The sequence below is a fragment of the Streptomyces botrytidirepellens genome (genome assembly GCF_003721215.1).
GTDB classification, from domain to species: Bacteria; Actinomycetota; Actinomycetes; order Streptomycetales; family Streptomycetaceae; genus Streptomyces; species Streptomyces himastatinicus.
Genome location: NZ_RIBZ01000197.1, coordinates 1 through 11,892, shown reverse-complemented (window position 1 = coordinate 11,892; position 11,892 = coordinate 1). Strand labels below are relative to the sequence as shown.

12 protein-coding genes are annotated in these 11,892 nt (G+C 72.2%); 5 read left to right on the top strand and 7 right to left on the bottom strand.

Annotation, left to right across the window (positions count from 1 at the left end; all coding sequences use genetic code 11):
- The 3 genes from EEJ42_RS50865 to EEJ42_RS15285 form a co-directional block, all read left to right on the top strand.
- Positions 1 to 270 (top strand): hypothetical protein (locus EEJ42_RS50865; protein WP_425472899.1); only part of this gene is annotated, 270 nt, incomplete at its 5' end.
- A gap of 32 nt (positions 271 to 302) precedes the next feature.
- A complete protein-coding gene (locus EEJ42_RS15290) occupies positions 303 to 737 on the top strand; it encodes a roadblock/LC7 domain-containing protein (RefSeq protein ID WP_123100497.1) in 435 nt (144 codons plus the stop codon).
- A 16-nt stretch (positions 738 to 753) separates the two neighbouring features.
- A complete protein-coding gene (locus EEJ42_RS15285) occupies positions 754 to 1,362 on the top strand; it encodes a DUF742 domain-containing protein (protein WP_123100496.1) in 609 nt (202 codons plus the stop codon).
- Here the strand turns inward: EEJ42_RS15285 and EEJ42_RS15280 are convergent.
- The 3 genes from EEJ42_RS15280 to EEJ42_RS15270 all read right to left on the bottom strand — a co-directional run bounded on the left by EEJ42_RS15280 (position 1,359) and on the right by EEJ42_RS15270 (position 5,137).
- Positions 1,359 to 2,753 (bottom strand): alpha/beta hydrolase family protein, encoded by a 1,395-nt coding sequence (locus EEJ42_RS15280; protein WP_123100495.1) that lies wholly within the window; start codon positions 2,751 to 2,753, stop codon positions 1,359 to 1,361. The two genes, EEJ42_RS15285 and EEJ42_RS15280, sit on opposite strands and share 4 nt — an antisense overlap.
- Complete coding sequence (locus tag EEJ42_RS15275) at positions 2,750 to 4,132, bottom strand: MFS transporter (protein WP_123100494.1); 1,383 nt, start codon at positions 4,130 to 4,132, stop codon at positions 2,750 to 2,752. The genes EEJ42_RS15280 and EEJ42_RS15275 overlap by 4 nt, the downstream gene beginning before the upstream one ends.
- Before the next feature lie 183 nt (positions 4,133 to 4,315).
- Complete coding sequence (locus EEJ42_RS15270) at positions 4,316 to 5,137, bottom strand: PaaX family transcriptional regulator (protein ID WP_425472898.1); 822 nt, start codon at positions 5,135 to 5,137, stop codon at positions 4,316 to 4,318.
- Between the two features lie 315 nt (positions 5,138 to 5,452).
- On the opposite strand from EEJ42_RS15270, the gene EEJ42_RS15265 reads away from it, so the two are divergent.
- Positions 5,453 to 6,601 carry a cytochrome P450 gene (locus EEJ42_RS15265; protein ID WP_246096741.1) on the top strand — a complete coding sequence of 383 codons (1,149 nt, stop codon included), beginning with the start codon at positions 5,453 to 5,455 and terminating at the stop codon, positions 6,599 to 6,601.
- 122 nt (positions 6,602 to 6,723) lie between these two features.
- Here EEJ42_RS15265 and EEJ42_RS15260 read toward each other — a convergent pair whose 3' ends face one another.
- A complete protein-coding gene (locus tag EEJ42_RS15260; protein WP_123100491.1) occupies positions 6,724 to 7,707 on the bottom strand; it encodes a quinone oxidoreductase family protein in 984 nt (327 codons plus the stop codon).
- A gap of 58 nt (positions 7,708 to 7,765) precedes the next feature.
- The gene (locus EEJ42_RS15255; protein WP_123100490.1) at positions 7,766 to 9,166 is read right to left on the bottom strand and encodes an MFS transporter; all 1,401 of its coding nucleotides are present in this window, start codon (positions 9,164 to 9,166) and stop codon (positions 7,766 to 7,768) included.
- Between the two features lie 224 nt (positions 9,167 to 9,390).
- Between EEJ42_RS15255 and EEJ42_RS15250 the strand changes: the two genes are divergently transcribed.
- Entirely contained in the window at positions 9,391 to 10,446 is a 1,056-nt protein-coding gene (locus tag EEJ42_RS15250) for an aldo/keto reductase (protein ID WP_123100489.1), read from the top strand.
- A gap of 90 nt (positions 10,447 to 10,536) precedes the next feature.
- Here the strand turns inward: EEJ42_RS15250 and EEJ42_RS15245 are convergent, their stop codons facing one another.
- A complete protein-coding gene (locus EEJ42_RS15245; RefSeq protein ID WP_184503098.1) occupies positions 10,537 to 11,148 on the bottom strand; it encodes a TetR/AcrR family transcriptional regulator in 612 nt (203 codons plus the stop codon).
- A 191-nt stretch (positions 11,149 to 11,339) separates the two neighbouring features.
- Positions 11,340 to 11,892: acyl carrier protein (locus EEJ42_RS15240; RefSeq protein WP_148081956.1), on the bottom strand; the 553-nt coding region annotated here is incomplete at its 5' end.

The following is an 11,892-nucleotide window of genomic DNA, read 5'->3' as shown; positions in this document are numbered from 1 at the left end:
GGTGCGGCCCGCGCCGGGGAGAGCGCGGCGGAGCAGGTGGCCGACCGCCGCCCGGGCGGTCCCGCCGAGCCCTCGGACACCCCGGAGGAGGCCGACCGCACCCAGTCCGGGCTGCCGAAGCGGACGCCGCGAGCACCCCGGCCCGGCGGACGTGCCGAGCCGCGGACCGGCCCCGGCAAGGCGAAGCCGAGCCAGGACGCGGGCAGCACGCACAGCTTCCTCAGCAACTACCAGTCAGGCATCCGTCGGGCCCGTCCCGACGAGCGATAAGATCTCATCGACGAACGGGCAGGAATCAAGCCATGACCTCACCCCACCCGCGGGAGGTGAGCCAGTTCGGATGGCTGGTCACCAACTTCACCGAACGTGTTCCCAATGTGGCCCACGCCGTGGTGGTATCAGCCGACGGGATTCTGCTCACCGCCTCCAACCGGCTGGCGGACGACTACGCCGAACACCTCGCCACCGTCGCCGCAGGTGCCATCAGTTTGATCCAGGGCGCCGCGCGGTGTCTGGACACCGGTGAGGTGAAGAGCACCGTGATCCAGATGGAGTACGGACATATGCTGCTGATGTCGATCAAGGACGGATCGTGCCTGGTGACTCTGGCCGCGCCGGACTGCGAGATCGGTCAGGTGGCCTATGAGATGGCCGTGCTCGTGGACCAGGTCGGCGAGATGCTGACCCCCGAACTGCGCGCGGAGCTCCAGGGATTCAAGCAGACGGCAAGCCACTAGCCCGGATGAGGAGATCATGAGCACCGGTGAAGGCCCTTCCGGGCGGAGAGACCAGGGAGCGGAGGACGAACAGACCTTCGCCGACGTGCTCAACGCGTTCAGTTTCGGCAAGGCACGGCGGCCGCGGAGGAAGTCGGGCTCCGGCTCCGGGCCGGAGTCCGCGGCCCGCCACCAGCCGGAGGAGGCGCCGCCCACCGCTCCCCCGGAGCCGTACGCGTACCCACCGCAGCAGGACGAGCAGCACACCGCGTGGGAGGGCGGACACGAGCAGCAGCAACAGGGCAGCTCGCCCTCCTTCGTGCGCGCCTATACGTGGACGGGTGGCCGCACCAGGTCCCAGCATCACTTCGAGCTGGAGACCTTGGTGACGACCACCGATCTGGGGCACCAGTCCGCCGGCTTCACGCACGCGGACCACGTTCCCGTGATCGCGCTGTGCCAGGAGCCGACGTCGGTGGCGGAGGTGTCGGCACGGCTCTCGGTGCCGCTGGGGGTCGCCAGGGTGCTGCTCGGCGACATGGCGGACCGCGGGCTGATCGTCGTCCACGAGACCGGGACCGAGGAGGGCGAGGCCCCCAGCGTCGCGCTGATGGAGCGGGTGCTGACCGGACTCCGGCGGCTCTAGCGGGCGGCCTGGCCCCGCCGCCCCGGGCCGTCGTCCCGGTGCGCCAGGTCGTAGGGGCGCGGGTAGGCGGTGGGCCGGTAGTCGGTGTACCGGGCCTCGGCGGCCGGGTCCTCCGTCTTCGCCGCGGAGTTGAGCGCGTCCGGCGCGGTGTCCCAGCGGCCGGTGGCCAGACGCCGTTCCAGCGCGTGTACGGCGGCGAGCGACTCGCCGGTGGTGAAGGTGCAGTGGCCCGGCCCGTCGACGTACGCCTGGCGCAGCAGCCCCGCGGATCCGCCGGCGGTGGCGGCCCGGCGGTAGGCGCTCTCCGCCTGCACGGGGATCAGCCCGTCGCCGGTGGTGTGGATGTTCAGCTGCGGGTCGGTCAGCCTGCCGGTGAAGGCGCTGGTGTGCCGCATCCAGGCAACGGCCCGCGGGTCGGCGCTGGTGCGGGGAGCGCGATTGAGGGCCGCGAGGTCGTCGCGCAGCGTCAGCCCCGCCTCCTTGTACAGCTCGGTCACCTCCTTGTACACCGAGGAGTGGCGCAGCATCGCCGCATAGTCGACGCCTGTGTTCCACGACGGGTTGCCGCCCGCGCGGGACTCGGCCTCCTGCCGCCAGGAGAACGCGGCGGTCTGGAGCAGTCCGGCGACCGCCGCGTACTGGTTCTTCTGCTGTCCGGCCCAGTCGGCCGGGCCGGGCTTCGGCTGTGACGGGTCGTTGTGGCCGGGGATGTTGTGCAGGGCGGCGGCGAGCGCGATGCGGGCCCGGCCCTGCGGCGTCTGCTGGGCCGCGGTCAGCTTCCCGGTGAGGGCGCTCGCGGCGCTCTTGGCCTCCGCCTGGTCGGCGAAGCCGGTGAGGCGGAGGCCGGAGTCCGGCGCGAGGAGGGTCTTCAGCGCGAAGACGGGGTCGAGGGTGCTGTTCCAGTTGGCGATGCCGCCCTGGACGAGGCCGCACATCGACAGCGATCCGTCGATGCGGTCGGGGTGCCGTTCGGCGATGGTGCTGGTGACGAACCCGCCGTACGACTTGCCCCAGGCGAGGGTCTGGCGGGCCGCGCCGAACCGCTGCGTGAACAGGTCCAGCGTGGCCAGCTGGTCGGGCACCGCGTCCGCCACGGCCCAGCCGGTCGTGGCGTACGAGGAGCCGACGAGTGCGTAGCCCTGGTCCAGAAGCCGGGAGCGGGCCGCCGAACTCGGCGCGTTCTGGGCGGGGTTGGGGCTGCCCTGCGGGTTGTAGCCGTGGCTGAACAGCAGCACGGTGCCGTTCCACCGCGCGGGCATGTCCATCATGTACGCGGCCCCGGACGCCAGGTGGCCTTCCAGGTGTTCGCCCTCGGCGCTCGCGGCCTGCGCGGGCAGGGCGGTGGCGGCGAGCACGGCGGTCGCGGCGAGGGCGAGGGCGCGGGGCTTCACTGGCGGACTCCTTCGGCGGCGGGAACATCGGCGGAAGTGGTGGCGGTGGTGCGGGCGTCGAGGGTGTCGGCGTGGGTCTCGCGCAGCCGCCACACGGTGAGCGCGGTGATGGCCGCGCCGCCGCACAGCAGCAGCGAGAGCGGGGTGCTGCTGCCGCCGTAGGCGGCCAGCAGACTGCTCGCGATCATCGGCGAGAACCCGGCCCCGACCAGGGTCGCGAGCTGATAGCCGAGGGAGGCTCCGGTGTAGCGGACCCGGGTGCCGAACATCTCGCTGAGCAGGGCCCCGAGCGGTCCGTACATGGTGGACTGCGCCACGCCGTGGCCCAGCGCCAGGGCCAGGATCAGCAGCCCGGGCGAACCGGAGTCGACCAGCGCCAGGACGGGGAAGGCCAGTGCGGCGGACGCGACGGCCCCGGCGAGCACGACCGGGCGGCGGCCCACCCGGTCGGACAGCGCGGAGGCGGCGGGCAGCGCGAAGAGGGCCACGGCGGACGCGACCGTCACGGCGGTGAGCACCTGCGGCCGGGTGTACCCGTGGCGGACGGCGTAGGAGATCATGAAGCTGGTCAGCAGCGCCTGTGCCGTGAACGCGCCGATGCCGACGCACCCGGCGAGCAGCAGCGGCCGGGGGCGGCGCAGCACCTCGGCGAGCGGGGGCCTGTCCTGCGCCCGCGTGTCCTGTGCCTGGGTCTCCGTGAAGAGCGGGCTCTCGGCCACGCGCAGCCGTACGAACAGCCCGACGGCGAGCAGCGCCACGCTCAGCAGGAACGGCACCCGCCAGCCCCAGGTGCGGAACTCGTCGTCCGGCAGGGTCGAGACGATCGTGACCACGCCCGCGGAGAGCATCGACCCGAGCGGGGCGCCGAGCTGGGTGAAGCTCGACCACAGGCCGCGGCGGCGCCGGGCGCCTCCGGTGCGTTCGGCGTGCTCGACGACCATGAGCATGGCGCCGCCCCACTCACCGCCGATCGCGAGGCCCTGCACGACGCGCAGGGCGACGAGCAGCACCGGCGCCCAGACGCCGATCGCGTCGTAGGTCGGGAGCAGTCCGATGAGGAAGCTACAGGTGCCCATCAGGACCATCGTGAGCAGCAGCATCGACTTGCGGCCGAGTCGGTCGCCGAAGTGTCCGAAGACGATGCCGCCGAGCGGCCGCGCCAGGTATCCGGCGGCGAAGGTGCCGAACGCGGCGATGGTGCCGACCGCGGGGTCGGCCTCGGGGAAGAACAGCTCGCCGAAGACGAGCGCGGCGACCGTGCCGTACACGAGGAAGTCGTAGAACTCGACCGCGGTGCCGAGCAGCCCGGACAGCGCGACGCGGCGCAGCTGCCGGGAATCCGGGGGCGGCGGGGGAACGGGGACGGGGGCTGGCTGCACGGGGAGCTCCCTGGTGCCGTCGGGGGTGGCATCGAGGCGGTGCCGGTATTCCCGCGAAGGTAGGCAGATTCTCGACCGCGGTCAATGTTCTGCACAACATTTGTCCGCGACGGACAGCCTCGCGGCTTCACAGCAGCGGGCAGCGCCCGGCGGGGCGTGGAGGGTGGTGGGCTGGTGGGCGCCCTAGCGCACCGGCACCAGGTCGAGCAGGCGTTCCGCCGCCACCCGCGCGCCCGGCGAGAGGCGCTCGTGGACCGCGCGGAACGTCTTCTCGGCCTGCTCGGCGGGCCAGTCGTCAGGCAGGTGCTTGACCGGGAGCCGTGGGTCCTGCCGGATGATCCGCAGCCACTCGGTGGACAGCCGCAACCGCGCCACCAGCGCTTCCTCGGCCCCGGTGGACGCGTGCTCCTGGGGCTGCCAGCGGCGTACGAACTCCTCGTACCGCCCGGCCAGCGCGGGCAGCTCCCAGGTCTCCTCGATCATCGCGCCGATGTCCATGCCCGCGTCGGCGTGGGCGCGGAACACCTTCACGTGCGCGGCCAGGCCCAGCTCGGTGAGGATCGGGCCCATCTCCACCTCGCCCTGCGCGATCCACAGCCCGCTGAACAGCGGCCCGAAGCCGCTCCAGGTGAGCTGCGAGCGGAGGTCGTGGCGCTGGCGCTGCCAGGACTCGGGCAGGGAGAAGCCCAGCAGGGTCCAGGTGCCGTCCCAGTTCCGGTTGACGGCGCCGGTCTGCCAGATGCGGCCCTCGCCGTCCCGCAGCACCGCCTCCGAGCGCTCGGTGAGCCCGAAGTACATGCGCCGCCCCTCCCGCTGCCGCCGCAGCAGGCCGCGCCCGACCATGCGGGTGAGCGTCGAGCGGGTCGCGTGTTCGCCGACACCGGCGCGGCCGAAGAGGTCGATGACGCTCCCCGAGTACACGCACACGTCCCGGCCCAGCACCCAGTCCCCCAGGAAGGTGAGCATCAGCGACTGGGGCCGGGGGGCGGCATCAGCAGTGGTCACGCAGCCCACGGTACGCGCACTCCCCCGGATCATGGTGGCGCGGCTCCCGGCGGGAGACGGGGGCGACCCCTCCGCGGGCACCTCCGTCTCCCGGACCGACAAGGCCCGTCCGGCCTGGGGCTCGGGCGAACACGGTTGTCGCGCACGCGAGTTGGGCAGCCTCATCGTGCGTACCGGCCCGGAATGCCTGGCTTATGCGAGAAACGGACAGCATCAGCAATGGACGCGACAGCACACGTTCGTATCGAGCCCGCCCCGGCCGACCTCCACGGAGGCGAGGGAGCAGCCCTCAGAGCGGCAGGGCCGGTTGCCACGGTGGCGCTCCCCGGTGGCGTGGTGGCCAAGGCGGTGACCACGCGGGAGGCGGGGCTGCGGGTGCTGAGCGACCCGCGGTTCGCCAAGGACATCCAGCACTGGGAGGCGTACCGGCACGGCCGGATCCCCGCGGACTGGCCGCTGCTGTTCATCGTGGAGGGCAAGGGGCTGCTCACCGCAGACGGCGACACCCACCGCCGTCTGCGGCGGCCCGTTCAGCGCGCCATCTCACCGCGCCGGGTGGAGGCCCTGCGCCCCCGGGTCGAGGACGTCACCTGTCGTCTGCTGGCCGGTCTGGCCACCGCCCCGGCCGGGCAGGAGACGGATCTGCTGCGCCACTTCGCCCTGCCGCTGCCGCTGGACGTCATCTGCCTGCTGCTCGGCGTGCCCGGCGAGGGGACGCTGCGCGACGAACTGCACGAGCTGTCGATGGCGGCGATGAACTCCGAGGCGAGCGTCGAGGAGATCACGGGCACCGTGGGGCGGCGCTTCCCCGCCACCCTGATGTCGCTGATCGAGCGGAAGCGCGCCCGGGGCGACCGGGACGACCTCACCATGGACCTGGTGGCCGCGCTGGACGCGGGGGAGCTCAGCGAGGCCGAGGTCATCGGCAATCTGGTGGTGACCGTCATCGGCGGGCACGAGACCACGGTCAACCTGATCTGCCACGCCGTCAGGGGCCTGCTGACGCACCCCGAGACGCTGGCCGCCGCGCGCGCCCGGCAGGAGGCGGGCGACGATCCGTGGCCCGATGTCGTGGAGGAGGCCCTGCGCTGGGAATCCCCCGCCCGCCATGTGATGTTCCGCTACGCCACGGAGGACGTCGAGGTCGAGGCAACGTCCATCCGCGCGGGGGAAGCGGTGTTCGTCCCGCTCGCGGCCATCCAGCGCTGCCCCCACGCGTTTCCCGAGCCGGACCGGTTCGACCCCGGGCGCTATGCGTCCGGCCGCGCCGCCGGTCACCTCGCCTTCGGGGCCGGTGCCCACCGCTGCCCGGGCGCGCCGCTGGCGCGGCTGGAGGCGGAGATCGCGCTGCGGCGGCTGTTCGAGGCGTACCCCCGGCTCGCCCTCGCGGACCGGCCCGTCGCACGGGTCCCGTCCCTGGGCATCAACGGCTTCAAGGAACTGCCGGTCGTCCTGCGTCCCTGAACGGGGCCCCTGAACCGGCAGGGCTCGATGCGCGGAACGGCCGACGGCCCCGGCCCTCGGGGGAAGGGACCGGGGCCGTCGGTTCGCCCGCGCCGGTGGGCGCGGGAGTCACCGCGGGCAGATCACTCCTGCTCCATCGCCAGCACCAGCTTGCCGGTGGTGCGGCCGCTCTCGAGACGGCGGTGGGCCTCGGTGGCGTCCCGCAGCGGCAGCACCTGGCCGACGTCCACGCGCAGTTCGCCGTCGAGGACGGCGCCGACGGCCTGCCGCAGCACGGCGGACACGGCCTCGGGACGCTCGCCGCTCAGCGCGCCGAGGTTGAAGCCGAGGACGCCCTTGCCGCTGAACCACAGCTCGTTCGCGCTGAACGGGACGTCGTCCGCACCCGAGGCGTTGCCCATGGCGACCAGGCGCCCGCCCTGCGCCAGCGCGTCGAGGCTCGCCCGACGGGCCGCGCCGCCGACCGGGTCGACGGCCACGTCGAAGCCCCGCCCGTCGGTGAGACCGGCCACGGCCCCGGGGAGGTCGTCGCGCAGGACGACCTTGTCGTAGCCGAAGGCCGTCGCGGCCTCGATCTTGTCCGGCGAGCCCACGGTGCCCACGACTTGGCCCGCGCCCAGCAGCCGGGCCACCTGGCCGAGCTGGCTGCCCGCGCCCCCGGCCGCGGCGTGCACCAGCACCCGCTCGCCCTTGCGCAGCCGGGCCACCTCGCCCAGGACCAGCCACGCCGTGGTGCTGTTGGAGGGAACGGCGGCCATCAGCGCCCGGTCGGCGTCGTCCGGCAGCGGGGCGACCAGGTGGGCGTCGGTCACCGCGACCGCGCCGTAGCCGCCGCCCATGGTCATGGTCAGGGCCGTGACCGGCTGGCCCACCCGCAGCCCGCTCACGCCGTCGCCGAGGGCGCGGATCCGCCCCGCGGCCTCGATGCCGGGTACGTACGGCAGCGGAACGTCCACGGCGCCCTGCCGGAACAGGATCTCGGCGTAGTTCACCCCGGCGTGGGTCACGTCGATGGCGACCTGGCCGGGGCCGGGCACCGGCTCCTCGGCCTCGGTGTACTCCAGCACCTCGGCTCCGCCGAAGCGGGGGATGGTCACAGCGCGCATGGCAGGTCACTCCTCAAAAGCAACAGGGAAAACGAACAAGAGGAAATACAAGAGGTGTTCAGGTGGCGACGGCCTCGGCGTCGCGCTCGCCCTCCGGCGCCGCGGCGACGGGCTTCGCCGCCCTCGGCCGCAGCAGCAGCGCCGTGGCGGCGGCGGACACCAGGCACAGCCCGGCGAAGATCCACAGCGTGAGGTGGAGCGCCTCGGGGAACCGGGGGCCGGACAGCCGTCCTCCGGTACGGGCGGCCAGGACGGCCCCGACCACGGCGATGCCCAGCGTCTCCGCGGTCAGCTTCGCGGTGTTGAAGGTGCCCGCCGCGGCCCCGGCGTGTTCGGAGGGGACCGCGTCGACCGCCAGTCCGTCGAGCAGCCCCTGCGCGACGGCCACGCCGATGCCCGTCACCACCAGGGCCGGGAGCAGCGAGGATCCCGTCGCCAGCCAGGCCGACCCGGCGGCCACCAGCACCAGCGAGGCGACCACCTGCACCGAGCCGGGAATCCAGCGGACCAGCGCCCCGCAGATCAGCGGGATGAACAGGACCGGGCCGGTGAGCGCCACCATGGACAGCCCGGCCTCGCCGGTGCTCATGCCCGCGACGGCGTGGAAGTAGGCGGGCAGATAGGTGAGCAGCGGGCCGAACAGCCCGACCACGGCGACCACGGCGAGGCAGAGGCCGAGGAAGCGGCCGGTGCCGAAGAGCCGGAAGTCGAGCAGCGGTTCGGCGACCCGTCGTTCGACGGCCACGAACGCCCCGGACAGCGCCACCGAGGCGATGAGCGAGCCCGCCACCGCAGCGCTGCCCCACCCCAGTTCGGGGCCCTCGACCAGAGCGAAGATGAGCAGCAGCAGGGCCAGGGTGAACAGCGTGCCGCCCGCCCGGTCCAGCTGGCCGCGCGCGGCGGCGGGCCGGGAGGCCGGGAGGGAGCGGTAGGAGGCGACGCAGCCCAGGCCGATGACGCCGGGCAGGGCGAACGCGGCCCGCCAGCCCCAGCTGTCCACCAGCAGCCCGGCCAGCGTCGGCCCGAAGGCCAGGCCGATGCCGATCGTGGTGCCGAACAGGCCGAACACCTTGGACCGGGCCTGGCCCGTGAAGGCCTCGGCGAGCACGGCGCTGGCGCCCGTGGTGGTCGCGGCCGCGCCGATCCCGGAGATCAGCCGCGCCACGTCCAGCACCACGATGTCCTGGGCGACGGCGCTGATCAGCGCGCACACCGCGAAGAGGGCCACACCGGACACGAAGACCCGGCGGCGGCCGAGCCGGTCCGCGAGGGCACCGGTGATCAGCATGAATCCGGCGAAGGTGGCGCTGTACGCGTTGACCACCCACTGGGTGGCGGCCAGGCTCGCGTCGAGCTGCTCACTGATGTCGGTGAGCGCCACCGAAGCGCCGGTCAGGGTGAAGGGAACGAGAAAGACCGCCACCAGTGGCAGCAGCAGCGTCCCGGCGCGACGCATCATCACATCCAATTCGCGGTGGGGGGTGGGGCATTTACCTGACACGGGGCTCACCCCGTGTACCCACCACTGTGTCCGCTTCCGCTCATGGCCCACTCACGCCGGACTCACGCCTTCCGGTGGATGCGGATCAGCCGTGTCAGACTCGCCTGCGGCGGCGGTGACATGAGACCCGCCGCGAGTTGAACCGCATTCTCTCCAAGCGCAAATGAGGTGCAAGGAAATCCATGCGCAGGACATCGCTGGGATCGACCGGGATATCCGTCAGCAGGTTCTGTCTCGGCACCATGATGCTGGGGTCGTGGGGTAACGCCGATCATTCCGACTGTGTGCGTCTTGTCCACACCGCGCTCGACGCCGGCGTCAACTTCATCGACACCGCGGACATGTACGCCGGAGGCGAGACGGAAGAAATCGTCGGCAAGGCGCTCAAGGGGCGCCGGGACGATGTGGTGCTGGCCACCAAGGTGCACTTTCCGATGGGCGACGACCCGAACCACGGCGGGAATTCCCGGCGCTGGATCAGGCGGGAGGTCGAGAACAGTCTGCGCCGCCTCGGCACGGACTACATCGACCTGTACCAGATACACCGGCCGGATCCGTCGACGGACATCGATGAAACGCTGTCGGTGCTGTCCGATCTGGTGCGGGAGGGGAAGGTGATGGCCATCGGGTCGTCCGATTTCTCCGCCGAGCAGATCGTGGAGGCCCGGTGGACGGCGGAGCGCCGCGGCCATGTGCCGTTCCACACCGAACAGCCCCCGTACTCCCTGTTCATGCGGGGTGTCGAGCGGTCGGTGCTGCCCACCGCGCAGCGGTACGGCATGGGGGTGATGACCTGGAGCCCGCTGGCAAGCGGCTGGCTGACCGGCCGCTTCCGCAAGGGGCGCGGTGACGGCATCGGCGAACTGGGCTCGTTCCGCAGCGACATGATCCCGTACAAGTTCGACCAGTCGCTGCCGGGCAACGCGCGCAAGCTGGCCATCGTCGAGGAGCTGGTCGAGCTCGCCGCCGAGTGCGGGCATCCGGTGTCCCACCTGGCGGTGGCGTTCGTGCTGACGCACCCGGCCGTCTCGTCGGTCATCATCGGGCCGCGGACGGTCGAGCAGTTGACGGATCTGCTGGCCGGTGCGGAGGTGACGCTGGACGACGCGGTGCTGGACCGGCTGGACGCGCTGGTGGCGCCGGGGACCGACCTCAATCCGTCGGACGCCGACTACACGCCCCCGCACTTCGCCGACGCCTCCCTCCGGCGTCTGCCCCCGCAGCGGCGCGGGGCCTGAACGCCTGACCCCTGAACGCCTGAAGATGCTTTCGGCCCGGGACATCGGCGGTGCGCCGCCGATGTCCCGGGCCGTGTGGTCGTCGCGCGATCAGCGCCGGGAGGAATCCGTGATGCCTCCGAGCAGATGGCCCAGGACTTCCTGGAGTTCATCGTTCAGCGATCCGGCGTCAGCGGAACTCCGCTGATAGCACCAGCGGTAGAGCGCCCCGAGATACAGATCACGCAGCACGTTCCCCACGAGGTTCGACGACAGGTTCTCGGCCAGTTCACCGGTGTGGCACCCGGTTTCCACGATCTCCGAGAAGATGTCCGCCATATACGGGTCCTCCTGGATCGGACGGCCCGCCTTCACCCATGCGGTGAGCATGGCCACCGTGAGGTCACGCTCTTCCTCGTTGATCCGCCCCAGAACGGACACGCACTGTTTCAGCTGCGCGACGGCACCGGCCCCATAGGACCGGGTCTCCGCGAGATGCGTCATGAGTTTCGCCCGCCGCCGTTCGCTCCAGGCGCCGATGAGATCTTCCTTGCGGGGAAAGTAGTTGAAGAAGGTTCCCCGCGCCACATCGGCACGCTCCGCGATGTCGTCGATGGAGGTCTGGTCGTAACCCTTCTCGCTGAAGAGTTCCAAAGCCGCCGTATACAGCCGTTCCTTGACCCGCTGCTTGTTGCGCTCCCGGCGACCCGCGGGCGGCGCCACTGACGCCGTTGAGTCCATATCGATCCGTCTCCGTCCCTTGATAAGTGTGATCGGCGCTGACCACCGAAGGATCAAGCTGACCACGAAGGATCAAGGGGAGCGAGACCCATGAGATGAGAAGCCCTCCTGGCCAGCCCCCAACTTTCTTATACCACAGTCTAACAATGACTTCTGGTCATCGTTCGGCACTGTCATCCCGGCGCGCCGCCCGTCAGACTGCGGGTCAGGGCTTCCAGGCTCTCGGCGCCCAGCAGCCGCCCGGCGGTGACCTCGATGCCGTGTTCCCGGCGCAGTTGCTGCCCGAGCCGCGCGGCCATCAGCGAGTCGAGCCCCACGTCGCGCAGCGGCCTGCGCGGGTCGAGGTCGCCGAGCGACATCCCGAGGACCGCGGCGGCCGCGGCGGGCAGCGCCTTCGTGGAGTCGCGCCGGGTGTCCGGAAGCCCCGGTTCGAACCGGGTGCGCGGGTCGTGCGCGGGGCGTGGGTCGTGCGCGGGGCGCGACTCGAAGGGGCGCGACTCGAAGGGACGAGCGTCGAACGCGGGGCGGGAGTCGAGCGCGACGTGCGGGGCGCGCGTGAGGCGGGAGCCGTCAACGGGGCGGGAGACGCGCACGGGGCGGCGGGAGGTGCGCGTGGTCAGCAGACGGGACAGCCGGGAGCCCAGCGGCGCCGTCCGTACCCGTACCTCCGCCGCGATCCGCGCCGCCCCGCGCCGGGCCGCGCGCAGCGCCGGGCCGCCGGACGCG

What these genes read in the sequence shown, in the direction of transcription:
- EEJ42_RS15260 (WP_123100491.1), bottom strand. Translation starts at nt 7,707, where the DNA reads ATGCGCGCTGTGACCATCCCCCGCTTCGGCGGAGCCGAGGTGCTGGAG.
- EEJ42_RS15290 (WP_123100497.1), top strand. Translation starts at nt 303, where the DNA reads ATGACCTCACCCCACCCGCGGGAGGTGAGCCAGTTCGGATGGCTGGTC.
- EEJ42_RS15285 (WP_123100496.1), top strand. Translation starts at nt 754, where the DNA reads ATGAGCACCGGTGAAGGCCCTTCCGGGCGGAGAGACCAGGGAGCGGAG.
- EEJ42_RS15250 (WP_123100489.1), top strand. Translation starts at nt 9,391, where the DNA reads ATGCGCAGGACATCGCTGGGATCGACCGGGATATCCGTCAGCAGGTTC.
- EEJ42_RS15255 (WP_123100490.1), bottom strand. Translation starts at nt 9,166, where the DNA reads ATGATGCGTCGCGCCGGGACGCTGCTGCTGCCACTGGTGGCGGTCTTT.